At 73.2% G+C, this 24,654-nt stretch carries 20 protein-coding genes; 9 read left to right on the forward strand and 11 right to left on the reverse strand.

All coding sequences use genetic code 11. The features are described from left to right. Positions 1–154 precede the first annotated feature (154 nt). The gene (locus tag Psi01_RS43655) at positions 155–3,859 is read left to right on the forward strand and encodes an AfsR/SARP family transcriptional regulator (RefSeq protein ID WP_239128186.1); all 3,705 of its coding nucleotides are present in this window, start codon (positions 155–157) and stop codon (positions 3,857–3,859) included. A 16-nt stretch (positions 3,860–3,875) separates the two neighbouring features. Continuing rightward, on the forward strand, positions 3,876–5,036 hold the full coding sequence (locus tag Psi01_RS32405; protein WP_204067937.1) for a saccharopine dehydrogenase family protein: 1,161 nt from the start codon (positions 3,876–3,878) through the stop codon (positions 5,034–5,036). A 63-nt stretch (positions 5,037–5,099) separates the two neighbouring features. Here Psi01_RS32405 and Psi01_RS32410 read toward each other — a convergent pair whose 3' ends face one another. The 4 genes from Psi01_RS32410 to Psi01_RS32425 form a co-directional block, all read right to left on the reverse strand. Beyond that, positions 5,100–8,306 carry a M28 family peptidase gene (locus Psi01_RS32410; RefSeq protein WP_204067938.1) on the reverse strand — a complete coding sequence of 1,069 codons (3,207 nt, stop codon included), beginning with the start codon at positions 8,304–8,306 and terminating at the stop codon, positions 5,100–5,102. A 200-nt stretch (positions 8,307–8,506) separates the two neighbouring features. Further along, the gene (locus Psi01_RS32415) at positions 8,507–9,466 is read right to left on the reverse strand and encodes a LysR family transcriptional regulator (protein ID WP_204067939.1); all 960 of its coding nucleotides are present in this window, start codon (positions 9,464–9,466) and stop codon (positions 8,507–8,509) included. Between the two features lie 91 nt (positions 9,467–9,557). Beyond that, a complete protein-coding gene (locus tag Psi01_RS32420) occupies positions 9,558–10,226 on the reverse strand; it encodes a response regulator (protein WP_275424624.1) in 669 nt (222 codons plus the stop codon). A 101-nt stretch (positions 10,227–10,327) separates the two neighbouring features. Next, positions 10,328–10,759: a pyridoxamine 5'-phosphate oxidase family protein gene (locus Psi01_RS32425; RefSeq protein ID WP_239128187.1), complete on the reverse strand. Its 432-nt coding sequence runs from the start codon at positions 10,757–10,759 to the stop codon at positions 10,328–10,330. Positions 10,760–11,034: 275 nt separating this feature from the next. Between Psi01_RS32425 and Psi01_RS32430 the strand changes: the two genes are divergently transcribed. The 3 genes from Psi01_RS32430 to Psi01_RS32440 all read left to right on the forward strand — a co-directional run bounded on the left by Psi01_RS32430 (position 11,035) and on the right by Psi01_RS32440 (position 14,528). Then, positions 11,035–12,426, forward strand: a complete 1,392-nt coding sequence (locus tag Psi01_RS32430; RefSeq protein ID WP_204067941.1) for a cytochrome ubiquinol oxidase subunit I — start codon at positions 11,035–11,037, stop codon at positions 12,424–12,426. 39 nt (positions 12,427–12,465) lie between these two features. After that, positions 12,466–13,443 (forward strand): cytochrome d ubiquinol oxidase subunit II, encoded by a 978-nt coding sequence (cydB, locus tag Psi01_RS32435; protein WP_204067942.1) that lies wholly within the window; start codon positions 12,466–12,468, stop codon positions 13,441–13,443. 77 nt (positions 13,444–13,520) lie between these two features. Further along, the gene (locus Psi01_RS32440; protein ID WP_204067943.1) at positions 13,521–14,528 is read left to right on the forward strand and encodes an Acg family FMN-binding oxidoreductase; all 1,008 of its coding nucleotides are present in this window, start codon (positions 13,521–13,523) and stop codon (positions 14,526–14,528) included. Positions 14,529–14,550: 22 nt separating this feature from the next. On the opposite strand, the gene Psi01_RS32445 is transcribed toward Psi01_RS32440, so the two are convergent. Both Psi01_RS32445 and Psi01_RS32450 read right to left on the reverse strand, forming a co-directional pair. Continuing rightward, positions 14,551–15,099, reverse strand: a complete 549-nt coding sequence (locus Psi01_RS32445; RefSeq protein ID WP_204067944.1) for a hypothetical protein — start codon at positions 15,097–15,099, stop codon at positions 14,551–14,553. A 13-nt stretch (positions 15,100–15,112) separates the two neighbouring features. Continuing rightward, positions 15,113–15,775 (reverse strand): endonuclease V, encoded by a 663-nt coding sequence (locus Psi01_RS32450; protein ID WP_204067945.1) that lies wholly within the window; start codon positions 15,773–15,775, stop codon positions 15,113–15,115. A 102-nt stretch (positions 15,776–15,877) separates the two neighbouring features. On the opposite strand from Psi01_RS32450, the gene Psi01_RS32455 reads away from it, so the two are divergent. Continuing rightward, positions 15,878–16,615, forward strand: a complete 738-nt coding sequence (locus Psi01_RS32455) for an MOSC domain-containing protein (protein ID WP_204067946.1) — start codon at positions 15,878–15,880, stop codon at positions 16,613–16,615. A 59-nt stretch (positions 16,616–16,674) separates the two neighbouring features. Here the strand turns inward: Psi01_RS32455 and Psi01_RS32460 are convergent, their stop codons facing one another. Beyond that, positions 16,675–17,070, reverse strand: coding sequence for a DUF6766 family protein (locus tag Psi01_RS32460; protein ID WP_204067947.1), 396 nt, complete (start codon positions 17,068–17,070; stop codon positions 16,675–16,677). A gap of 451 nt (positions 17,071–17,521) precedes the next feature. On the opposite strand from Psi01_RS32460, the gene Psi01_RS32465 reads away from it, so the two are divergent. Further along, a complete protein-coding gene (locus tag Psi01_RS32465) occupies positions 17,522–17,821 on the forward strand; it encodes an MTH1187 family thiamine-binding protein (protein WP_275424625.1) in 300 nt (99 codons plus the stop codon). 78 nt (positions 17,822–17,899) lie between these two features. Here Psi01_RS32465 and Psi01_RS32470 read toward each other — a convergent pair whose 3' ends face one another. After that, the gene (locus Psi01_RS32470) at positions 17,900–18,889 is read right to left on the reverse strand and encodes an aldo/keto reductase (RefSeq protein WP_204067948.1); all 990 of its coding nucleotides are present in this window, start codon (positions 18,887–18,889) and stop codon (positions 17,900–17,902) included. Between the two features lie 115 nt (positions 18,890–19,004). On the opposite strand from Psi01_RS32470, the gene Psi01_RS32475 reads away from it, so the two are divergent. After that, positions 19,005–19,559: a TetR/AcrR family transcriptional regulator gene (locus Psi01_RS32475; RefSeq protein ID WP_239128188.1), complete on the forward strand. Its 555-nt coding sequence runs from the start codon at positions 19,005–19,007 to the stop codon at positions 19,557–19,559. A gap of 129 nt (positions 19,560–19,688) precedes the next feature. Beyond that, on the forward strand, positions 19,689–20,807 hold the full coding sequence (locus tag Psi01_RS32480; protein WP_204067949.1) for an MBL fold metallo-hydrolase: 1,119 nt from the start codon (positions 19,689–19,691) through the stop codon (positions 20,805–20,807). Between the two features lie 74 nt (positions 20,808–20,881). Here Psi01_RS32480 and Psi01_RS32485 read toward each other — a convergent pair whose 3' ends face one another. From Psi01_RS32485 to Psi01_RS32495, 3 genes are all read right to left on the reverse strand, one after another. After that, on the reverse strand, positions 20,882–21,997 hold the full coding sequence (locus tag Psi01_RS32485; RefSeq protein WP_204067950.1) for an acetamidase/formamidase family protein: 1,116 nt from the start codon (positions 21,995–21,997) through the stop codon (positions 20,882–20,884). Positions 21,998–22,158: 161 nt separating this feature from the next. Beyond that, positions 22,159–22,911 carry a nucleotidyltransferase domain-containing protein gene (locus Psi01_RS32490; RefSeq protein WP_204067951.1) on the reverse strand — a complete coding sequence of 251 codons (753 nt, stop codon included), beginning with the start codon at positions 22,909–22,911 and terminating at the stop codon, positions 22,159–22,161. Between the two features lie 48 nt (positions 22,912–22,959). Then, the gene (locus Psi01_RS32495; protein ID WP_204067952.1) at positions 22,960–24,624 is read right to left on the reverse strand and encodes an arabinofuranosyltransferase AftB family protein; all 1,665 of its coding nucleotides are present in this window, start codon (positions 24,622–24,624) and stop codon (positions 22,960–22,962) included. Positions 24,625–24,654: the final 30 nt, after the last annotated feature.

The raw sequence follows: 24,654 nt of genomic DNA on the forward strand, positions 1-24,654 counted from the left end.
CGTCTCGCTTTGACGTCTCCTACGATGCCCGGACCCCTTTACGGTTTGTTTCTCGCCGCCTTACGGCTCCCGCCCGTCGTTTCTCGTGGTCTTACGGCTTTCGCCCGGCCGGCTTACGGGGTGAGGGGACGGGGCGGCCGTTATCGTGATTGCCATGCGTTTCGGGGTGTTGGGGCCGCTGGCGGTGTGGACGGCCGGCGGTGAGCCGGTGCCGATCCCGGGGCTGAAGGTCCGTGCCCTGCTGGCCGACCTTCTCGTGCACGAGGGGCGGCCGGTGCCCGCCGACCGGTTGATCGACGACCTGTGGGGCGAGGACCCGCCCGGCAATCCCGCGGGTGCGCTGTCGGCCAAGGTCTCGCAACTGCGCCGGGCGCTGGAGGACGCCGAGCCGGGCGCCCGCGAGCTGGTCGCCCACCACCCGGCGGGGTACCTCGTGAGGGGCGAGACCGACGCCGACGTGTTCCGGGCCCTGCTCGCCGAGGCCGGCCGGGCCCGCGACCCCCGGGCCAGGGCGGACCTGCTGTCCGACGCGCTGGCCGTCTGGCGGGGCCCGGCGCTGGCGGACTTCGCCGACGAGCCGTTCGCCTGGCCCGCCGTCACCCGCCTGACCGAGCAGCGGCTGGCCGCGCAGGAGGACCGGGCGGAGATACGACTGGAGCTGGGCGAGCACGCCGCCCTGGCCGGAGAGCTCCGCGAACTGCTGACCGGCTACCCGTTCCGGGAGAGGCTGCGCGCCGCGCACATGCGCGCGCTGTACCGCTCCGGCCGGCAGAACGAGGCCCTGGCCAGCTACGAGGAGCTGCGGACCATGCTCGCCGACGAACTCGGGCTGGACCCGAGCGCCGAGCTGGCCGCCCTGCACCGGGCGATCCTGACCCAGGACCCGTCGCTGACCGCCCCCGCCCCGTCTCCGGTCCCCGCTGCGTCCCCGGCGCCCGGCCCGCAGCGGAACGCGCCCGCTCTTGACGGGAGCGCGCCCCCGGCGGCCACGGCGCCGCCTCCACCGCCTGCGACCGTACCGGACCCCGTGACGTCGGCCGTACCGGCCCCCGCGGCGTCCGCCGTACCCGGGACCGCACCCGCCACGAACGTGCCCGCGCCGATCACCGGCCTGGTCGGCAGGGACGAGGCGGTCGCCGGGATCCTCGCCCGGCTGGCGGCGGACCGGCTGGTGACGCTCACCGGCCCCGGAGGGGTGGGCAAGACCCGGTTGGCGGTGGAGGCCGCCGGCCGGCTGGTGAACCCGCCCGCGCCCGGGACGTTCGAGGGCTCGCCGTCGTCCGGGACACCGGCGGACCTGTCCGCGTCCGAGGCGTCGGTGGGCCCCTCCGCGTCCGGGACGGCCCTCGCCGCGCGTGAGCTGTTCCCCGACGGCGTCTGGCTGGTCGAGCTGGCCGCGCTCGACCGGCCCGCCGACCGGGACGCCGTGCCACGTCTGGCCGAGGCGGTCATGACGGTGCTGGGCATCCGGGACGCCGCGGACCCGGGCGGGCCGGCGACGGCCGCGGGCCGGCTCGCAGAGGCGCTGCGCGCCCGGCGGCTGCTGCTGGTGCTGGACAACTGCGAGCACGTGATCGAGCCGGTCGCCGGGCTGGTGGAGTCGCTGCTGCGGGCCGCTCCCGGGCTGCGGGTCCTGGCGACCAGCCAGGAACCGCTCGCCCTGGCCGGGGAGGTCGTCTGGGCCGTTCCCCCGCTGGAGGTGCCCGACCCAGCCGCCGGGATCGAGGAGCTGCGGGAGTCCGGGGCGGTCCGGCTGTTCGTGACCCGCGCCTCCGCCGCGGCGCGCGGTTTCACCCTGGACGAGGAGACCGCCCCGGCGGTCGCGGTGCTGTGCCGCCGGCTGGACGGCATCCCGCTGGCGTTGGAACTGGCGGCCACGCGGGTGCGGACGCTGGGCGTGCACGGCCTGGTGGACCGGCTGGACGACCGGTTCCGGTTGCTGGCCACCGGCCACCGGGGCGCCCCGCCGCGCCAGCAGACGCTGATGGCGATGATCGACTGGAGCTGGGAGCTGCTGAGCGACGCCGAGCGCGTCGTGCTGCGCCGGCTGGCCGTGCACGCCGACGGCTGCACCATGGAGGCCGCCGAGGCCGTCTGCGCCGGTGACGATCTGCCGGCCGCCGAGGTGATGGATCTGCTGACCCGCCTGGTGGACCGCTCCCTGGTGGCCCTGGCCGACGGCGCGGACGGGCCCCGCTACCGGCTGCTGGAGTCGGTGGCGGCCTACTGCGCCGACCGGGTGCGCGAGGCGGGGGAGGCCGGCAGGCTGCGGCGGTGGCACCGCCGCCACTACACCGCCCTGGCCGAGGAGGCCGGGCGGCAGCTGTACGGCGGCGGCCAGCGGCGGTGGCTGCGGCGCCTGGACGCCGAGGCGGCCAACCTGCGCGCCGCGCTCGCCGCCGCCGTCGAGGACGGCGACGCGCAGGGGGCGCTGCGCCTGGTCAACGCGCTTTCCTGGTACTGGTTCCTGCGCGGGCGCCTGGCCGAGGCCCGGCGGTCGCTGGCCGCGGCGCTGTCCCTGGCGGCGCCGGAGACCGCGGGCGCCGGCGGCTCCCGTACGGCTGCGCCACCCGGCGGGGTCCGTACGGCCGAGCCGCCCGCCGGGGCGTCCGCGCCGGAGACCGGCGTCCGGCCGCCCGATCCCGCGCTGGTGGCCGGGGCGATGGCCTGGCAGGTCGGGATCGGTTTCCTGTACGGCGACGCCGCCGACCGGGACGTCCGCAGGCAGGCGGTCCTGAAGGCCTACGAGGCCGCCGACGACCCGGGCGGGCGGGCCAGGGCCGAATGGTTCCTGGGCTACGCCGGGCTGGACCTCGGAGACCTGGAGGCCGCCGCGGAGCTCACCGAGCGGGCGCTGCCGGTCTTCCAGGAGCTCGGCGACCGGTGGGGCACGGCCGCCGCCCTCGCCACCCGGGCCAAGCTCGCGCACGTGCGGAGCGATGTGGCAGCGCTGCGGGCCGACGGCGAGCGCAGCGCGGAGCTGTTCGGCGAGCTCGGCGACCGCTGGGGCCGGCTGGAGGCCTCCGGCTGGCTCGGCGCGCTGGCCGAGATGGTCGGTGATCTGGAGCAGGCCGGCCGCATGCACGAGGAGGGCCTGCGCATGGCCGAGGAGCTCGGGCTGTGGACCGAGGTCTCCGCGCGGCTGGCCTGGCTCGGCTGGATCGCGTTGCAGCGCGGCGACTACGCCGGGGCGCAGGAGCTGTGCGAGCGGGCCCTGCGGCTGAGCGTCGAGCAGGGCCACCAGGCGGGGCAGGTCTTCGCCAGGATGGGCCTGTCCTTCGCCGCCCGCCGGGACGGGCGGCTCGACCGCGCCGAGACCCATCTGCGCGCCGTACTGGACGCCGCGCCGCGCCAGGACGGCGGGACGCCGCCGCCGTACCTGCCGATGATCGTCTCCGAGCTCGGCTTCGTGGCCGAGCAGCGCGGCGACGCGGCCGGGTCCCTGGCCCTGCACCTGGAGGCCTTCGACCTCGCGGTCAGGCTGGGCACCCCCCGGGGGACGTCCGTCATCCTCCTCGGCATGGCCGGGGCGCTGTCCCTGCGCGGCAGCCACGATCTCGCCGCCCGCCTGCTCGGCGCGGCCGAGGCCGTGCACGGGGTGGACGAGGCGCCGCTGGCCGTCGCCGAGGGCGTCGACACGGCACGGGTCACCACGCGGGTGCGCGAGGCGCTGGGCGAGGACCGCTTCGCCGCAGAACACGAGCGCGGGAGGGCTCTCACTCCCGAGCAGGCACGGGATTCGGCGGCCACACCGGACGGAGAGGACACGCCGGGTATGCAGGACGAGATGGACATATCGGGTGGGGCAGGGGGGTCGCGGCGTACGATCCCTGCACGCCCGTCCGGATCCGCCCGCTGAAAAGGAGGGCTCGTCCATGGCCGACGACCGCCCGTACGACATCGTGCTGTTCGGCGCCACCGGGTTCACCGGCGCGCTCACCGCGGACTACCTCGCCGGCGCCGCCGGTCCCGGCTGCCGCTGGGCGCTGGCCGGGCGCAACCGGGCCAAGCTGGAGGCCGTCAGAGAGCGGATCGCCAGACCCGACCTGCCGCTGCTGCACGCCGACGCCGGAGACCCCGCCTCGCTGGCCGAGGTGGCCCGCCAGGCCACGGTGGTCGCCACCACCGTGGGCCCCTACATCCACCACGGGGAGCCGCTCGTGGCCGCCTGCGCCGAGGCCGGCACCCACTACGCCGACCTCACCGGCGAGCCGGAGTTCGTCGACCTGATGTTCACCCGCCACCACGCGCGGGCGCAGGAGACCGGCGCCAAGATCGTGCACGCGTGCGGGTTCGACTCGATCCCGCACGACCTGGGCGTCTACTTCACGGTCGACCGGCTTCCCGAGGGCGTGCCGATCCGGGTCGACGGGTACGTGCGCGGCAACGGCAGGCCCTCGGGCGGGACCGTGCACTCCGCCGTCGCCGCGGTCTCCCGCGCCCGGCAGACCGCGCAGGCCGCGACGGCCCGGCGCAGGGCGGAGGAGCGCCCCGCGGGGCGCAGGGTGCGGGGAGGGCCCGGGACGCCGCACTACGTGGGAGGCTGGGCACTGCCGCTGCCCACGATCGACCCGCAGATCGTCGCCCGCTCGGGCCGCGCGCTGGAGCGCTACGGTCCCGACTTCGCCTACCGGCACCACGTCGCCGTCAAGCACCTGTCCAGCGCCGTCGGCCTGGCCGCGGGCGCCGGGGCGGTGTCGGTGCTGGCCCAGCTCCCGCCCGTGCGGTCGTGGTTGCTCACCCGCTTCGAGCAGGGTGACGGGCCCACCCCCGAGCAGCGGGCCGAGAGCTGGTTCAAGGTGACCTTCGACGGCCGGGGCGGCGGCCGGCGCGTGGTCACCGAGGTCGCCGGAGGCGACCCCGGCTACGGCGAGACCGCGAAGATGCTCGGCGAGTCGGCACTCTGCCTGGCCCTGGACGACCTGCCGAAGGTCTCGGGCCAGGTGACCACCGCCGCGGCGATGGGCGACGCGCTGATCGGCCGCCTCCAGCGGGCCGGCATCACGTTCCGCGTGCTGAGCGACTCAGCCGGGTGATGGTACGGCGGGCGGCCATGCCCGCCCGCCGTACCGGCTATCTATCTCACCCGGGCAGCCCGGTCAGTTCCGCTGCCAGAGCGCCGGGACGTTCGGCGGCTCCCAGCCGGGCAGCGAGGTGTGGCCCTGCAGGCAGCGGTAGCTGACGCCGTTGTAGGTCACCACGTCGCCCGCGGCGTACGGCTTCCAGGGCTCCCAGGTCGTGCCGCCCTGGCCGCCGCCGACGGTGAGGGTGAAGGCGGCCGAGCGGTCGGAGGCGGCGCCGTCACCGTTGAGGGCAATGGTGTAGGTCCCCGGGGGAGTGCCCGCCGAGGTGGTGACGGTCACCGCGGAGGACTGCCCCGAGGTGATCGTCACCGGGCTGAAGGTCACCGCGGCCCCGGAGGGCAGGCCGGTGGCGCTCAGCGCGACGCTCTGCGCGTTCCCGGAGGTGACCGTGGTGTTCAGCGTGGCGGAGGCGGATCCGCCGGGCTGGACGGTGGCCGAGGACGGGCTCACCGACATCGTGTAGTCGTCCACCGGCGGCGGGGTGTCCCCGACGGCGAGCTTCCACAGGACGTAGGCGGCGCCGTCGGCGTTGCGGTCGAGCGCGGTGGAGTTGACGTTGCCGGAGGTGTCGCAGGCGGAGTGGTAGCAGCGGTCGAAGGGCTGGCCCGCGCTCCCGCCCCACTTGGCCGCCTGGGCGGCGGACTTGACGCCTTCGGCTCCGGTGAACACGCCGCCGACCCGCACGCCCGCGTTCTTGAACGGGGCGTGGTCGCTGCGTCCGTCACCCTGGGTCTCGATCTCGGTGGGGACGTTGATCGAGGCGTAGAAGGCCTTGAAGTGGCCTTCGATGGCCGGATCGTCGTCGTAGACGAAGTATCCGGGGTTCGGGGAGGCGGTCATGTCGAAGTTGAGGTAGGCCTCGACTCCGGACGCTCCGCCGTTCTGGACGTAGTAGGTCGAGCCGTTCATGCCGCTCTCCTCGGCGGCCCACCACGCGAAGCGCACGTGCTTGGTGAGCGCGGGCCGGTTCGCCGGCAGGGCGAGGGCGACCTCCAGCAGGGTGGCCGAGCCCGAGCCGTTGTCGTTGATGCCCGGTCCGGCCTGCACGCTGTCCAGATGGGCGCCGAGCATCACCGTCTGGTTCGCCGGGCCGCCCGGCCAGTCGGCGATCAGGTTGGTATGGGTCCTGCCGCCGAGGGTGAAGGACTGGGTCCGGGTCTGGAACCCGGCCGCGTCCAGTTTGCCCTTGAGGTAGGTGAGCGAGGCGGTGTAGCCCGCGCCGCCGGAGACCCGGGTGCCGCCGTTGCCGGAGGCGATCGACTGGAGCTGGTTCAGGTGCGCGGTGACGTTGGCGACCGGGATGTCCGGCGCCTGGCCGCCGGGCTGGCCGCCGACGACGAGGTTGAAGCCGAGCTGCTTGTCGGCGTCCGCGCCGTCGAGGGTGAGCGTGACGGCGTGTGTGCCGGTCGGCGTGGCGGAGGTGGTGGCCAGGGTCAGCCGGGAGGTCTGCCCGGAACTGATCGCGGCCGGGTTGAAGGAGGCGGTCACGCCCGCCGGCAGGGTGGCGGCCCGCAGCGTGATGGACTGGGCGTTTCCGCTGGTCACCATGGTGCTGACGGTGGCGGTGGCCGACTGGCCCGGCTGTACGGTGGCCGAGGCCGGGCTGATCGAGGCCGAGTAGTCGTTGCCGCCGCCCTGCGGGGTGCAGGTCTCGTTGGCTCCGGCCGGGACGTTGACCGCGTTCCAGGCGGCCTTGACCGCGTTGAACTGGGCGCAGGTGGGATCCAGCGTCCTGGCGGCGGCCAGCGTCTGGGCGCGGGACTGGGCGTGGGTCCGGCTGCCGGTGGTCTTCATGTTCAGGCCGGCCAGGTAGATCCGGCCGGCGTTCTGGATGCCGATGCCGGTCAGGGTCGTGTTGTTGCACGTCGGGCTGGCCGGCTTGCCGGGCGGGTTGGTGCCTTCGGCCAGCAGGTAGAACCAGTGGTTCTGCGGCCCGGCCGCGGAGTGCACCTCGGTGTTGGGAATCGAGGAGCTGTAGCAGTCCGGGTCGCCGTTGGTGCTCGGCCGGTACATGTAGCGGATCGGGCCCTGTCCGACCAGGTTGACCTCCTCGCCGACCTGGTAGTCCGCCGGGTCGTTGGGGTTGGCGGCGTAGTGCTCGAGCAGGGCGCCGAAGATGTCGCCGGTGGACTCGTTGAGGCCGCCGGACTCGTTGCCGCCGCCCGCGCCGCCGGAGCCGGCGTACTCGAAGATGGCGTGGCCGTACTCGTGGCCGACCACGTCCATCGGGGTGGCCTGCTGGTTGCCGGCCCGGTTGCGGCCGAAGTTGGTGTACGACCCGTTCCAGAAGGCGTTGACGTCGTTGAGCCCGACCCGGGCGGGGAAGCCGCCGCCCTCACCGGTGAAGCCCCGGTAGCCGAACCACTCCTGGAGCATGTCCCATTCCTTCTGCGCCGCGTAGAACGCGTCGACGCAGGCGGTCTCCAGGCTGGTGCCCTGGCCGTTGCCCCAGGAGTCGGTGGTCTTGGTGTACGGCTGGCCGTTCTGGCCGCCGCACGCCAGGCCGGAGCGGGTGGTGTCCCGCATCGTGTAGGAACCCGACGTGGTGATGGTCACGTTGCCGTTGTAGAAGCCCTGGCCGGTTCCGTGCCGGACCGCGTCCCAGGAGCTGAGCACCGAGCCGTCGAGCGCGTCGATGTAGACGTGCAGGGTGCTCGGGGCGCGCTTGGCCCGGCCGGTGACGACCAGCTCCCAGGCCATCCGCGGCTTGTCTCCGAGGGCGTGCACGACCAGTCCGGGCGTGGTCACGCTCTCCACCGCGGTGAGCAGGGAGCGCGCCTTGAGCGCGGCCTGGTCTGCGGTGATCTTGGTCCGGGTGTCGAGTTCCAGCTCGGTGGTCTGGGCCGTGCCGACGTCCGCGACGCCGAGCCCGGTCCTGTCGGTGGAGACGACCACGTCTCCGCCGTAGACGGGCACCCCGTGGTAGGTGCGGGCGTAGGTGAGGAACTGCATGCCGCCGACCGAGGTCGTCTTCTTCAGGGAGAAGACGTCATCCTCGCCTCTGGCGATGTCATCGGCCTCGACGACCAGAGCGCTTTCGGCGGTGGCCAGAGCGTGCTTGCGCGCTTCGGGGTCCGGCGGGGCGAAGGAGGGCGGAGCGGTGAACGCGGCGCCGGCGCCGGCCGGGGTCGCGGTGGCGCTTGTGGCGCTCACGACCGAGGTGGTGGTCAGGGCGACGGCCGCCAGTACGGCGACCACGCCCAGCCTGGCCTTGGGGTTCACTCGGGGTGACTCCTCTCGAGTTCCCTTGGGGGTTGAGGGATGCAAGGAGCCCGGGGAGACCCGGCGGGGTGCGCCGTACGGCGCACCCCGCCCGGGCGTTCCCCGACGGTTTGGGCTGGACCAAAGCTGTCATCGGGAACGCGTGGCCGAGTACCCCACGAAATTCCATAACGCAGCGATATGGACGGGCCGGCGGAGCCTCATCCGAGGTGCGGCAGCGGGCCGTGCCGATCCAGCCAGTCGGCGTAGACGGGCACCTGGCGCACCTCGGCCCAGTAGGACCTGGTGACCGCCTCCACCAGAGCGGAGGCGCGCAGGGCGACGGGCCCCTGCTCGGTCCAGCCGATCATGTGCCGGAACCGCAGCGGGGTCTCGGCCAGCGGGCGGATGGCGATCCCGGCGTATCCCTTGCTGGTCGCCTGGAACATGCCCACGCACCGGGCCGAGGCGATCAGGTCCAGGGCGAGGCTGAGGTCGGCCGAGTAGGCCACGCGCGGCTCGAAGCCCTGCTGGGCGCAGGCCGTCCAGAAGTGCTCGCGGTGCCCCGCCTCGGCCAGGGCGTGCATCCCCCAGTCCTCTTCGGCCAGGTCCCGCAACTCGATCTCCTGCCGGGCGGCCAGAGGGTGGGACTCGGCCAGCCCGACGAAGATCGGCTCGTCGGCGATGTTCGCGTAGGCCACGCCGGGCGGCGGGACGAGTTCGCGGCCGGGGTAGTCGCCGAGGGTGGCCAGCTCCAGCCGCTGGGACTCCAGCAGTCCGGGCAGCAGGTCCATGGCCTCCTCGGTGCGCGCGACGATGTCGGCGTCGGCGAACAGCTCGCCCAGGCAGGTGATGACGTTGATCGCCAGGTGGCTGGACATGCAGCCGACCCTGATCCTGGGCCGATCGGCCGCATGCCCGTAGCGCATGCCGTCGCGCCGCAGCTCGTCGAAGGCCGGCAGCAGCGACCGCGACCGGACCAGCACCCACGCGCCGAACTCGGTGGGCCGGGCCCCCTCGCGCCCGCGTTCGAACAGCGGGCCGCCGAACATGCGCTCGATGCGCCGCAACTGGGCGGCGAGTGCGGGCTGGGACATCTTGAGGACGACCGCCGCCCTGGAGATGCTGCCCGCCTCGGCGATGGCGCAGATCGCCCGTAGATGACGAACCTCTAGATCCACACCAGGAGGCTATTAGTAAGGATTCTTTCCGGTAAGGCCCAATTTCGGCGGCCGCCCGGGCCTCGCGGCCGCCGCGCCCGGCCCGCCGCGCTCACCAGGAGCGGCGCTCGCCCCGGTCGCCCTTCTCCGCCTTGAGCCGGGTCACCAGGGCCGCGGCCTGGGTGCGCCGCTGCATGTCCAGCTTGGCCAGCAGGTGGGAGACGTAGTTCTTGACCGTCTTCTCGGCCAGGAACATCCGCTCGCCGATCTGCCGGTTGGTCAGCCCCTCGCCGATCAGGTCCAGGATCTGCCGCTCCTGCTCCGACAGGGCCGCCAGCGGATCCTTCTTGCTCTCCTGGTCGCGCAGGCGCGCCAGCATGGCCGCGGTGGTCTGCGGGTCCAGCAGGGACTGCCCCGAGGCCACGGTGCGCACGGCGCCGATCAGGTCGGAGCCGTGGATCTGCTTGAGCACGTAGCCGGAGGCGCCGGCCATCACCGAGTCGAACAGCGCGTCGTCGTCGGCGAAGGAGGTCAGCATCAGGCAGGCCAGCCCGGGCAGGGCCGAGCGCACCTCCCGGCAGACGTCCACGCCGCTGCCGTCGGGCAGGCGCACGTCCAGCACCGCCACGTCCGGCTGGAGCGCGATGATCCTGGCCACCGCCGACTCGGCCGTCCCGGCCTCGCCGACGACCTCGATGTCGTCCTCGGAGTCAAGGAGTGCGGCCACGCCGCGCCGTACCACCTCGTGGTCGTCCACGAGGACCACGCGAATCACACCCATACTCCCGAACTCTCCTCACCGTCTCCGTGGGCGGCCCGACCGCCCGATCCCGGACGACCCATCAAAACACGGATGCGGCCGGGACACCGATCCGGGCGGGGTCACGAGCCGTTTCCGACCCGGCGGCCGGTGACCTCGGTCGCGGCGACCTTGACGTAGAGGTGGCGGTCACCGCCCGCCCAGGGGTGGACCTCCGCCTTCTCCAGCTCGGCCTGCTCCTCGGGGGAGGAGACGAGGTGGGCGCCGCCCCGCACGACCACGCTCCAGCCCGTGTGCTCGGCCTCGTCGAACCGGTCGACCTCGAAGGCGACCTTGAAGTCCACCCCCGCCATGCCGGTGCGCAGCCCCATGTCGAGCGTGCCGCCGGCCGCGGTACGGAAGATCACGGAGTTGTCCCGCAGGACGTAGTTGACCGGCAGGATCGCCGGTCCGCCGGGGTCGTTGAAGGCCACCCGGCCGATGCCGCCGGGGGAGATCAGCTGCAGGCACTCCTGCGGATCGAGCTTCTCCGGGACGGACGCGTGCTCGGTCATGGGTTCTCCCAACAGACGAGGCGGAAGGCGGATGCGGACCCCGCGGTCCGCCCGGGGGCGGCGCGGAGCCGCGACCCGGGTCATTTTCCGGATCTCCCCAGGGCGGGACGACTCTAACCCGCCGGGCGCGCGGCCCGCGCGGCGGGAGGGCCGGTGAGGACTTTGGTCCTCACCGGCGAGAGCCTTGGTCCCGGACCCGCGGGACGCCCGGCCCTACGGTGGGGCGGCCGGGACACGGGAGGCTGCCGTGCAGTCACTCGCGATACGGAGCACCCATGGACGTCCTGGACCTCTCCCGCTGGCAGTTCGGGATAACGACGGTCTACCACTTCCTCTTCGTCCCCCTGACGATCGGCCTGTCGATCATCGTGGCCGGCCTGCAGACCGCCTGGCACCGGACGAAGAACCCCACCTACCTGAGACTGACCAAGTTCTGGGGCAAGCTCTTCCTGATCAACTTCGCGATGGGCGTGGTCACCGGCATCGTGCAGGAGTTCCAGTTCGGAATGAACTGGAGTGACTACTCCCGCTTCGTCGGCGACGTCTTCGGCGCCCCGCTGGCGATGGAAGGGCTGATGGCCTTCTTCCTGGAGTCCACCTTCCTCGGACTGTGGATCTTCGGCTGGGACAGGCTGCCGCCCCGGCTCCATCTGATGACGATCTGGCTGGCCGCCATCGGCACGAACCTGTCGGCCTACTTCATCCTGGCCGCCAACTCGTGGATGCAGCACCCGGTCGGCTACCGGATGAACCCGGAGACCGGCCGCGCGGAGCTGACCGACATCTGGGCGGTGCTGACCAACTCCACGACCCTGGTGACCTTCCCGCACGTGATCTTCGGCGCGTTCGTCACCGCCGGGGCGTTCGTCGCCGGTGTGAGCGCCTGGAAGCTGCTCAAGAAGAAGGACGTCGAGCTGTTCCGCGTCTCGGCGCGCGTGGCGCTGGCCGTCACGCTGGTCGCCTCGGCCGGGGTCGCCTTCAGCGGCCACTGGCAGGCGCAGATCATGACCGAACAGCAGCCGATGAAGATGGCCGCCGCGGAGGCGCTGTGGGAGGACGAGACCTCCGCCGGGTTCTCGCTGTTCGCCGTCGGCGACGTGGAGAACGGCCGCAACCACGTCAACGTCCAGATCCCGTACGGCCTCAGCCTGCTGGCCACCAACACCCTCGACGGCAAGGTGGAGGGCATCAACGACGTCCAGGCCCGCTACGAGGCCCAGTACGGCCCCGGCGACTACAGGCCGGTCGTCGGCATCGCCTACTGGTCCTTCCGCCTGATGATCGGGTTCGGGGTGCTGGCCGGGCTGCTGGCGCTGGCCGGGCTCTGGCTCACCCGCCGCGGCCGGCTCCCGGGCGGCCCCTGGTTCCACCGGCTGGCCGTCATCGGCATCGGCCTGCCCTTCCTGGCCAACTCCCTGGGCTGGATCTTCACCGAGATGGGCCGCCAGCCGTGGACCGTCTACGGGATCATGCGCACCGCCGCCGCGGTCTCGCCCGGCGTCGACGTCACCGAGGTCGCCCTCACCCTGGTCGGCTTCACCCTGCTCTACGCCGTGCTCGCGGTGATCGAGATCCGGCTGCTGCTCAAGTTCATCAAGATCGGCCCGGTGGAGGAGCAGTCCGGCACCGAGGCCGGGACCGACACCGCCCCCGCGCTCTCCTACTGAGGGCCACCGAGGACTACCGAGGACTGCTGAGGATCTCCCATGGAACTCACCACCGTCTGGTTCCTGCTCATCGCCGTGCTGTGGACCGGCTACTTCGTCCTGGAGGGCTTCGACTTCGGCGTCGGCATCCTGCTGCCGGTGCTGGGCCGCGACGAGGCCGACCGCCGGACCGTCCTGGCCTCCATCGGCCCGGTCTGGGACGGCAACGAGGTCTGGCTGCTGGTCGCAGGGGGCGCCACCTTCGCCGCCTTCCCCGAGTGGTACGCCACCCTGTTCAGCGGCTTCTACGTGCCGCTGTTCCTCATCCTCGTCGCGCTCATCCTGCGAGGGGTCGCCATCGAGTACCGCAACAAGAGCGACAGCACGCGCGGCTGGGACCGGGCGATGTTCTTCGGCTCGCTGCTGCCCGCCTTCCTGTGGGGGGTGGCCTTCGCCAACATCGTCCGCGGCGTCCCGCTCGACGCCGACCACGAGTACACCGGCTCGCTGCTCACGCTGCTCAACCCCTACGCGCTGCTCGGCGGCCTGGCCACGCTCGTCCTGTTCGTCCTGCACGGCGCGCTGTTCCTGGCCCTGCGCACCACCGGGGACCTGCGCGCCCGCGCGGTCAGCCTGGCCGGGAAGGCCGGCCTCGCGGCGCTGGCGGTCGGCGGGGCCTTCCTGGTGATCACGCAGCTCACCGCGGGCAGGCCCGCCACCTGGGTGAGCGCGGCGCTGGCCGCGGCCGGGATCGCCGGCGCCCTGGCCGCGACCCGGCGGGGCCGCGACGGCCGGGCGTTCGCGGCCAACGCGGTGGCCATCGTCGCGGTGACCGTCACCCTGTTCGGGAACCTCTGGCCCGACGTGATGCCCGCGCTGGACCCGGCCCACAGCCTGACCGTCGAGAACGCCTCCTCCTCGCCGTACACGCTGACCGTGATGACCTGGGTCGCGGTCGTCTTCACCCCGCTGGTGCTGGCCTACCAGGGCTGGACGTACTGGGTGTTCCGCCGCCGGCTCACCGGCAGCGGGACGTAGGTCCCCCGCGGCCGGGGACTTCCGCCGCTTGCCGCTCCCGCGCCCGTCCCGTGACCCTGGAGGAAAGGAGGCCGACCATGGACGACAGCAGATCCGCGACCCGCACGGAGCAGGAGACCGCCTTCGCGCTCCGCGCGGCGGTGGAGGCCGCCGTGTACGCGCCGTCGGTGCACAACACCCAGCCGTGGAGCTTCGTCATCGAGGATGACGAGATCGCACTGCGCGCCGACACCGACAGGAAGCTGAGGGTGGGCGACGCCGAGGGGCGGGAGCTCGCGATCAGTTGCGGCGCCGCCCTGTTCACCGTACGGCTGACGCTGCGGGCGCTCGGCTACGAGCCGCTGGTGAGCGTGCTGCCCGACCCCGACCGTCTGTCGCTGCTGGCGACGGTCCGTCTGGGGGAGAACACGCGGCCCGACGAGGACACCCGGACGATGCGCGCCGAGGTCGAGCGCCGCCGTACCCACCGGGCCGGGTTCACCGAGCTGCCCGTGCCGGACCGCCTGATCGACGCGCTCGCCGCCGAGGCCGGCGCCGAGGGGGCGCGGCTGACGCCGGTCCGCTCACCGGCCGCCGTGCGGGTGGTCGCCTCCCTGACCTCGGCGGCCCAGGACGTGCAGTCCCAGGACCGCGTCTTCAGCCTGGAGGTGATCCGCTGGGCCCGGCCGCCCGGCAGCACGCGCAAGGACGGCGTCCCGGCCGAGGCCTATCCCCGCGAGCCGCGCCGTACCAGCCCGCACTTCCCCCAGCGCGACTACGCCAAGGGGCACTCGTGGGGCAACGACGCCGACCAGTTCGTCTCCACCTCCACCGGTGCGGTCGCGCTGCTGACCACAGAGGGCGACTCCCGGCAGGACTGGATCGCGGCGGGTCAGGCGCTGCAGCGCGTGCTGCTGCACGCCTCCGGCCGCGGGGTCGCGGCGGCCTTCCACACCCAGGCGCTGGAGATGTTCCACCTGCGGGAGTTCCTGCGGCAGGAGCTGTGCTCCGGGGAGTACCCACAGATGATCATGAGGCTGGGCTTCTCCTTCGACGAGACCGCGGCCGTGCGGCGCCCGGTCGGGGAGGTGCTCGAGGAGCGCTGACCGTCCGTCCGGCCCGGAAGCGTCAGCCGGAGATCTTCTCCCACAGGGGATCGCGGTAGAGCACCACGGCGGTGCCGCGCAGCAGCTCGTCGGGGGCGGAGACCATGACCAGCTCGCCCGCGGCCTCCATCCCGCGCAGGATGTCGCGCACGCGCGGCCCGACGGGCAGGCGTCCCACGGGCAGGTCGAGGGCCTCGCGGACGGCGTCGGCGACCTCGGACAGCCGGAAGGGCCCGGTGAGAGGGTCGATCACCGTCTTGACGGTGTCGACGCCGATCATCACCTCGGCCTCGGCGTAGGCGAGCTGCCACTGCAGCTGCGTCCTGCGCCGGCCGGTCCCGGCGCAGGAGGTGCAGCGCTGGGAGTAGCCGGGCAGGATGTCCTCCGAGGTGGAGCCCAGGCAGGTGGTGCACTGGCCGGTCTCCGCCGCGTGCAGCTCGGCCGCGGTCCGGTCGCGCAGCTGCGTGCCGCACAGGCAGAGATAGACCCGGAAGCCGCCCCTGACCAGGACCAGGTCGTCGGCGTCGTCGGGAATCTCCTCCCAGAACGCGGTGATCGTGTGCTTTCTCATGATTCCTGCGACTCTACCGAGCGCCGGACAGTGCGGCGCGCGAAAGCCGGTCGGAGACGCGGGTGGTCTCCGGAAGCCGGTGGGCCGGGGTGAGGTTGAGCACGTTGCGGCAGGCGGTGCCGAGGTCCACCCGGTGGCCGACGGAGACGAAGACCGGTTTGACGCCGTCCCGGGTGCGCAGGACCCGGCCGACGACCTCGCCGTCCAGGACCAGGTCCGCCTGCGAGCCGCGGGCGGGGCCCGGCTCGGCGTGGGAGCCGACGAACGCGGTCTTGCCCACCCCTATCGACGGCAGGCCGGTGAGCACGCCCAGGTGGCAGGCCAGGCCGAAACGGCGCGGGTGGGCCAGGCCGTACCCGTCGCAGACGACAAGCTCGGGGACGACCCTCAGCCGCTCCAGCGCGTCGAGCAGGGCCGGCAGCTCGCGGAAGGCCAGCAGGCCCGGGACGTAGTCGAAGGCCGTGCGGCCGGTGACGGTCACCTCCTCCAGGACCTCCAGCGTCGTCCCGTCGAGTACGGCCACCGCCGCAGCCAGCCGGTCCCCGTCGTAGGCCACATCCACCCCGGCGACCGTGGCGGGCCGCTCGGGACCGGGACCGGTCAGGTCCAGCAGCGGCCGCAGCTCGTCCTGGATCGCCTCGGCCTCGGCGACGGTGCGGGGCATGCGTACTCTCATGCGTCCATGTTCGCGGATCTTCACGGCCGAAGGCCGGCGGGCAGAGCGCAGGGCGGGGACCCGGCTCGGCGCGGCGGGCGTGAGATCGCTATTTTCTCAGGCATGACGACGTATCAGGGGAGCGTGCGGCGGGTGCTGCGGTGGCCGGTCAAGTCGCTGCGGGGCGAGGAGGTCGAGCAGGGCCGCTTCGACGGGCGGGGGATGGCCGGGGACCGCGCCTACGCGCTGATCGACGAGCGGGACAACCACGCGGGCAGGACGCTGACCGTCCGGCAGCGGGCCGAGATGCTCCACTGGCGCAGCGCCTACGACGGCGGGGACGCCCCGGTTCTGACGGCGCCCGACGGGACCTCCTGGGCGTGGGACCACCCGGAGCTGCCCGGAGAGCTGTCGCGGTCGCTGGGCGTCCCGCTGAGCCTGCGCGCCGCCGACGGCCAGCAGGACCGGGGCCCGACCGTCCTGGTCACCTTCGAGTCCTCCCGGGCCGGGCTGGAGGAGGAGCTCGGCCGGGAGGTGGACCTGCTCAGGTTCCGGCCCAACCTGCACCTGGAGCTCGACGCGCCCGCCTTCGACGAGGAGGACTGGGCGGCCGGGACCGTGCTGTCGGCGGGCGAGGCGGAGTTCACGGTGGCCGGCGACGTGGCGGGGCCGTGCATCAGGTGCGCCGTGCCGAGCTGGGACCCCACCGGCCGGGAGCGCTGGCCCGCGCTGCAGAAGTGGCTGATCGACAGGCACCGGAACATCTTCGGCGTGATCATGGTAGTCACCCGGCCGGGCACCGTACGGCGGGGCGACCCGGTGAGCGTCACGGTGGACCGTACGGTGACCTCGGCCGTCTGAGCCGCGCCGGGCACGGGACGGCCGGCGGCACGGTCAGCGGGGAACGACCGCCGAGGCGATCAGTGGCGGCTGAGGTCGGCCGGGTCGATCCCGCGCTCCTGCAGCAGGGCGTCGAGCTTGGCCTCCATGCGATCATCGCTCTCCTTGGACTGCGATGACCCCCAGTGATACAGGAAGGCCAGGCCCGCCGCCTGCCAGATCAGCTGCAGGAACTCCGACTGCCAGTTCTCCAGCGTGGAGGCGAGGAACTCGGGCAGGAACTCGGCCCAGGCGAAGTCCTGCCCGTGCTGACCCTGCTCGTTCTGGAACGCGAACAACTGGAAGACGAACTGTCCCACCCAGGAGAACAGGAAGAACAACCCCGTGACCAGGACGAAGGAGTACGCCTTGGCGAAGGGTGGCTTGGCGAAGGGCAACCCCGGACGCGGACTCTTGCGGGGGGAGATCTGCGTCATCATGCCTCCTATATCGCGGATAGAGGCATCGGCTTCCCCGGAGCGGTGACGGAAAACCGCCGGTGATCGCACCCGGCGGAGGCGGCCCTGCTCGGCGCCGCATTCGCGCCCGCCGGGCGCGGGCGCTCCCGGGTGTGCGGAGTCGTGATGTCGTTCCCCTCATCGGGCCGGCGACGTCACCGGTGCCTCCAGCGCCCCGGCCCCGCCCCAGCTCGGCGGAGACGTCACCGTGCAGCTGACCGGTTCCACCGGGACCATCGGCGCCGCGGGCCGCGCCGAGAACCGGCGTACCGACATCCAGCTGCTGTACTGACGGCCGCCGTACCGGCAGCCGCCGTACCGACCGGCGCACCACAGCAGGCCGCCGGCCGGGGGAAGCCCGCTTCCCCCGGCCGGCGGCCTTTACTGTAGGGATCGGCCGGGACGGTCCCGGAGAAGGAGGGCAGGCGGTATGTCGGTGCTCGTGGCGTTCAGCGTGACGCCGATCGGCGCGGGGGAGGACGTCGGCAAGCTCGTCGCAGAGGCCGTACGGGTGGTGCGCGCCTCCGGTCTGCCCAACCGGACCGACGCCATGTTCACCACCGTCGAGGGCGACAGCTGGGACGAGGTGATGGCCGTGGTCAAGGACGCGGTCGCGGCGGTCGAGGCCCGCTGCGGGCGGGTCAGCCTCGTGCTGAAGGCCGACATCCGCGAGGGCGGGGGCGGCCGGATGGAGGCCAAGGTCGCCACCGTGGAGCGGCACCTGGCGTGAGGCCGGGCGCCGGGCCGGGGCCGGTTTCCCGGCGGGCCGGGTCAGTCGGGGCCGGGCCGGTTTTCCGGGCGGGCCGGGTCAGCCGAGGTCGGGGGGCGGGGGCATGCGGTCTCCCTTGACCTGGCCGGCGATGGGGTCGAGCGCGGAGAGTTCCTCGTCGGTCAGCGTGATGCCGGCGGCGCCGGCGTTCTCCCGCAGCCGGGCCGGGCTCCGGGTTCCGGGGATCGGGACCACGGGGATCCCGTGCGCGTCGGAACGCTGGAGCAGCCAGGCCAGGGCGATCTGGGCCATCGTCGCCCCCCGGGCGTCGGCGATGCGCCGGACCGGGGCCAGCAGGGTCGCGTTGTGCTCGGCGTTGGCGGTCTCGAAGCGCGGCAGGCCGCGCCGGATGTCGTCCTCGGCCAGCCCGTCGGCGGAGGTGTGGCGGCCGGTCAGGAAACCCCGGCTGAAGGGCGCGTAGGCGACGTATCCGATGCCCAGCTCGGCGCAGGCCGGTACCACCGCCTCCTCGTCCTCGCGGGTGAACAGCGACCACTCGTTCTGCACCGCGGTGACGGGATGCACCCGGTGCCCGGCCCGCAGTTCGGCGGCGGAGACGTTGGACAGCCCGATGTGGCGGATCTTGCCCGCGGCGACGAGCTCCGCCATGGCGCCGACGGTCTCCTCGATCGGGGTGGTGAAGTCGGGGTGGTGCAGATAGTAGAGATCGATGTGGTCGGTGCCCAGACGGCGCAGGCTCGCCTCGCAGGCGGCGCGGACGTACTCGGGGTCGCTGCGCACCCCCACGAGCTCACCGGTCCCCGGAGCGCGGACGGCGGCGAACTTGGTGGCGACGGTGATCCCGTCGCGGCCGTGATCGGCCAGGAACTCCCCGATCAGGCGCTCGTTGGCGGAGTCGACGCCGTAGTAGTCGGAGGTGTCGAGGAAGGTCACGCCGAGGTCGGCGGCCTCGCGCAGGGCGGTGAGGGACTCGTCGTGGTCGGTCGGGCCGAGGAACTCGCTCAGGCCCATGCAGCCGAGGCCGACGGCGGACACCCGAAGACCTCCGCCGAGATTGACCGTACGCATGAGGTGTCTCCATCCGGGGGTGGGGTTCGGTAGAATCGGGACGACTGTCCCGGTTGATGGTGAATATACGGGACGGCCGTCCCGGTTGTCTATCGTCTCCTGGAGCCGTACCTCGATGAGCAAGCCGTTGCGTGCCGACGCCCAGCGCAACAGGGCACGGGTGCTGGAGGTGGCGGCCGAGACCTTCGCCGCCGAAGGGCTGTCGGTGTCGGTCCACGAGATCGCCCGGCGGGCCGGCGTGGGCACCGGCACCGTGAGCCGGCACTTCCCCACGAAGGAGTCGCTGTTCGAGGCGATCCTGCTCAGCCGGATGGAGCAGCTCGTGCAGCGGGCCGAGGCGCTGGCCGAGGGTGCGGAGTACGGCGAGGCGTTCTTCGCCTTCTTCGCGCTCATGGTCGAGGAGGGCGCGAACAACCGCGGCCTGGTCGACGCCCTGGCGGGCTCGGGGTTCGACTTCCGGTCCGTCGAGGCCGAGCGCAGATACGACGTCATGGGGGCGTGGCGGGAGCTCCTGCGGCGGGCCCAGCAGGCGGGCGGGATACGGGCCGATGCCGACATCGCCGACGTCAAGGCCCTGCTCACCGGCTGCATCGACCGTGAGCGGAGCGGTGCGGACCCGGTGGCCCGCGCCCGCATGCTCGCGATCGTCCGTGAGGGCCTGAGAGCCTGAGGGGCCCGGTCGCCGTCCGCCTGTGACGCACGCGACCCCGCCTCCGGAAGGCACCGGGAACACCCGGAGCACGCCGCCAGTTGGACGATACGGGGTCGAGACGGGTCAAGTCCGGGGAGTTGATCGAAGATGGCAGGAACACGATCCGCAGGACGTCTCGTCGCGGGCGGGCTGGCGCTGGCCGCCGCCGCGTGGTCCCTGAAGGACGTCCCGGCCGAGCTGGGCGCCAGGGCCGGGGGAGCGCGGCTGGAGCGGATGCTGCGCTCGCCGCAGTTCCGCGACGGCGCCTTCCACAACACCGTGCCCGGCACGTCCACGCCGCCGCCGGAGGGCCTGCCCAAACTGCTGCGCGAGCTGGTCTTCGACCGTGACGGGCGCAAGCCCGCCGCCCCGGTCCCGCTGGTGACCTCCCCGGCCACCCCGCCGGCCGAGGACGGCCTGAGCGCCGTCTGGTACGGCCACGCCACCACGCTGGTGGAGATCGAGGGACGGCGCGTGCTGTTCGACCCGGTGTGGAGCGACCGGGTCTCGCCGGTCCCCATGGTGGGCCCGCGCCGCATCCACCCGCTGCCGGTGAGCCTGGCCGGCCTGCCGGCGCTGGACGCCGTCGTGATCTCACACGACCACTACGACCACCTGGACCGGGCGACGATCCGCGCGCTCACCAGGACCCAGGAGACGCCGTTCCTGGTCCCGCTGGGCATCGGCGCCCACCTGGAGCGCTGGGACGTGCCCGCCGAGCGGATCATCGAGCTCGACTGGGAGGAGGAGGCCCAGGTCGCCGGCCTGCGCTTCGTCGCGACCGCGGCCCGTCACTTCTCCGGGCGGACCTTCAGGCGCGATGACACCCTGTGGGGCTCGTGGGTGGTCGCGGGCGCGCACAAGCGCGTGTTCTACGCGGGCGACTCGGGCTACTTCGACGGCTACGCGCGCATCGGCGCCGACCACGGCCCCTTCGACCTCACGCTCATGCCGATCGGCGCCTACAGCCCGAGCTGGCCCGACATCCACATGGACCCCGAGGAGGCGGTCACCGCCCACCTCGACCTGGGCGGCAGCCTGCTGCTGCCGGTGCACTGGGCGACCTTCACCCTCGCCCTGCACCCGTGGGCTGAGCCCGTCGACCGGCTCCGGCACGAGGCCAAGGCACGCGACGTCCGGATCGTCGTCCCGCGCCCCGGCGACCGCGTCGACGCCGGTGACCCGCCGCTGCTGGACCCCTGGTGGGAGCTGCTCAAGGGGGCCTGAGGTCAAAGAGGTCCTGAGGTCAAAGAGGTCCTGAGAAGCCTCCAGCCGATGAAGCCTCCTCAGCCGAAGCCTCCTCAGCCGGCGAAGATGTCCTCGGGCAGGAACGCCGAGACCAGGAAGCTCGGCACGTCCACCAGCTGGCTGACCTTGAGGTCGACGGCGACGCTGCAGATGGCGTAGGCCTGCTGCGGACTCCACCCGCGCTCGCCGAGATGGTCGATCATCTCCAGCAGCGCGTTGCGGGCCGCCTGCGTGGCGTCCTCGGCGGCCACCTCGCCGTCGCGTCCCACCGACATCCCGGTCGTGGCGTAGAAGCTGCGGGGGGCGGCGTACTGCGGCGCCACCCAATAGTCGGAACGGGCGAACCTCGGTCCCCGGATGCCCTTGGCCGCGGCCTCGCCCGGGTGGAGGGCGAAGCGCACTCGCAGCGTCGCGTTCATCTCGATGGCCGTGCCGCACGCCTCGCTGTCGCCCTGGGCGAAGTGCGCGTCACCGGCGGAGAACAGCGCCCCGGGGGTGTCGACCGGTACGTAGAGCCGGGTGCCGGCCCCGAGCTGCTTGATGTCGACGTTGCCGGCCTGCTCCCGGGGCGGGATCGTGCGCAGGCCCCGCGCGGCGATGCCCGGATCGGCCGGCACCGCCCCGTCGGCCGAGGGCGGCAGCACGAACCCGCCGCGCTCCATCGCGGCCCGCTCGCGGGCGGTGATGCGGGCGAGCGCCTCGTGCCCGGGGGACAGGCCGATCGTGCCCATGAACGGCGCGGCGGGGACGCGCACGCCGGGCAGGTCGCCGGAGGTGGCCCAGCCGTCCTCCAGCCGCCAGCGCACGATGAACGGCTCGGGGAAGACGTCCCGCAGGAACCCGAAACCGGGCACCTGGACGGTGTAGCCGTAGCCGTCCGGGACGATCTCCAGGATCTCGATCTCCAGAAGGTCTCCGGGCTGGGCGCCCTCGATGTGGACGGGGCCGGTCAGCGGGTGGACGACGTCGAGATCGGGGGCCTCGACGGTCTTGAGCGTGGCGCCCGGCCCCATCTGCCCGTCGAAGGCGTCGCGGGTCTCCATGACGACCTCGTCTCCCGGCTCGCACCGCACGACCGGGGGGATGTCGGGATGCCAGCGGTTGTGCCCGGTCGCGGGCTCCTCGCGCAGGGTGAGCCGGGGATCGATGCGGATCTCGTGTACGGCCATGGCGGCCCCCTCGTGTGGACGCGGCTGAGCGTCACGCTCTGCCCGCCCTCCCGGCCTGTCAAGGCCCCGCGGAGCCCGTACGGGCAACCCCGCGACCCGGGCGGAGGCCGTACGGTCAAGACCCGGCCGCCGCGATCCGGGCCGCCGCGACCGGGGCCCGTCTACCGCCCCCCGAGCCGCACGCGCACCACGAGGTCGTGCAGGACCTCGCCCGCGGCCGGCTCCTCCGGCAGCGCCGAGGAGTCCATCGCCTCCTGCAGCGTGTCCCTCAGCCGGGTGACGTCCTGCTCCAGCCGTACCCGGTCGGGAGCGTCGGCGGGGAGCATCCCGTGCTCGGCGGAGCGCTTGGCCGCGATGAGGTCGGCCAGGTACGGCGGGCCGCCCTCCAGCCGGGTCAGGTCGGCGACCAGGTCGCCGACGCGCATCAGGTGGATGCCGGTCAGCAGCACCCGGAAGGTGTACAGCAGCGGCTTGAGCTCGCCCGAGCGCTCGAACAGGCGCCACTGGGTCCGGGCGAAGCCCTGGTAGTGGTGGGCGTGGTTGCGGGTGAGGCAGCCCGGGGCGGCGGCGACGAGCTCCTCGTGGACCGGCGAGGTGGCCACCACCAGCGGGGACAGCAGCTGCTCCAGGACGTAGCCGTTGCGCCGCAGCAGCATGCGGCAGAACTTGGCCAGGTCGTGGGTGACCAGGTCCACCTCGACACCGTGGCGGACCCACGAGCGGGTGACGGTCTCCTGCCCGGTGCGCAGCCCGACGATCTCCTCCAGCGGCAGCATGTGCACGCCGCGCAGGTCCACGTCGGAGTCCTGCGAGGGAAAACCATATAAATGGGCTCCGCTGACCGTGGCGAAGGCCAGGGCGTGCGGCTGCTCGGCGGGGATCCCGGACAGCCAGTCCGGAAGGGTCGCGGTCACGGGGAGGTCCTCCTCACGCCGTACGGCCGGGCGGTCCGGGGTACGGGGTCATGACGGGCAGGGGGCGTTGGCGGTGGGGAAGCGCAGGGCCGTGCGTGCGGGGGAGCCGACCAGGTTGTCCCAGAACCGGCCGGGGGTCATCGGAGCCCTGGCGGCCTGGAGCAGGTCCTGGAAGGGGGCGGTGGCTAGCTGGTCCCTGATCCGGCCCACCTCGGTCCGGAGCCGCTCGTCCGTCAGCGGCGTTCCCGGGTCCATGTGGTCGGCGAAGACGTACTCGTCGGGCAGCGGTTTCTCGTGCCCGACCCGGCGTCCGCACGCCGGCGCCATGTGGCTGCCGAGGGGGTTGGCCAGGCCGAGCCGGTCGATGACGAGGACGTCCAGCGGGAAGGACGCGCCCAGCGTGCCCAGGACGTCGCCCGCGACCGCCAGGCGCGCGGGCCGGTCGGCGCGCAGCGGCACCGGTGGCGCGCCCGGCACGTGCAGGCCGGTGGCGCCTCCCGTCCGCAGCGGATCCGCGGCGGCGCGGACGTAGGGCTCGGCGGTGACCGGATGCGGGTCCTGGGTCCGGTGCACGTAGAAGCCGCGCTCGTCGGAGATCCCGTCCGGCCCGACGGCCTGCTCGTACGGCACGCGCAGCGCTATGGCGCAGGGCACGGCCCACAGCGCCACGGTCGCGCAGGCGAGCGCGGTGACCAGGTGCAACGGCAGGACCATGGCGGGCAGCAGCAGGAGCAGCAGGACCGGCAGCATCATCCGGCCGTGCATGAAGTCGCCGCCGACCCGCAGGACGTACAGCAGCATCAGGATCCCGGCCAGGATCGGGGCCGCCGACACGACGAGGTCGCGGCGCGTGCGGCAGGCCCACAGCGACAGCGGGATGACCGCCAGCAGGGGGCCGACGAGCTGGTAGGTCCAGACGGTGTCCCCGGCGTACAGCAGGCCGCGCGCCCACCGGCTCTCGCCGGCCTCCTTGGCCAGGGCGGTGTTGGGCACCAGGAGCCCGTAGTAGCCCATCCGGAAGATCTGGTAGGCGACCGGCAGCGCGAGGGAGACCGCGAACCAGCGGGCGGCGGCCAGCCGTCCCGGCCACCGCAGGACGAGCAGCGCGCCGAAGAAGACCGGATAGACCAGGGCCAGCTCCGGCCGGACCAGAGGTGCCAGGCCCAGGACGACCACCAGGGGCAGCGTCGGGCCGCCCGCGGCCGCCCGGACCAGCAGCCACCAGGACGCACCCGTCCACAGGAAGACCAGTCCAGTCTCCAGGCCGGAGGTCGCGAAGTCCCAGAACGGCGGCAGCGCGAGCAGGACCAGCACCCCGGCCGGCAGCAGCGGCCGCGAGCCGCCGCGCAGGAGCGCGGTGCCGGCCACGGCGAACGCCACCGCGCCGGCCGTGCACGCCAGGCCGAGCAGCACCGAGACGAAGGCCACGTCCCCCCGGCTCACCCAGGAGACCAGCGCGACCAGATAGGTCCACGCCGTACTGGTGTTGGCCTCGACCCGCTCGCCGATGTTGAAGACCGGCCCGTTGCCCTCCAGCAGCTGCTGGACCGTGCGCACCGCGATCAGGCCGTCGTCGCTGATCCAGCGGTTCTGCCACCCGGCGTAGGCCGTCACGCCCGCCGCCGCCACCGTGATCGCGTGGTTCCACATCCGTGACCACCGCGGCTGCCGTGTGGTGCTCGGAGCCCGGTCGGCGTACACGAGCAGGGACACGTCATCCTCCGTATCGGTCGCACGGTCCGG

The organism is Paraplanobispora siamensis, from assembly GCF_016863175.1.
In the GTDB taxonomy this organism is placed as follows: Bacteria; Actinomycetota; Actinomycetes; order Streptosporangiales; family Streptosporangiaceae; genus Planobispora; species Planobispora siamensis.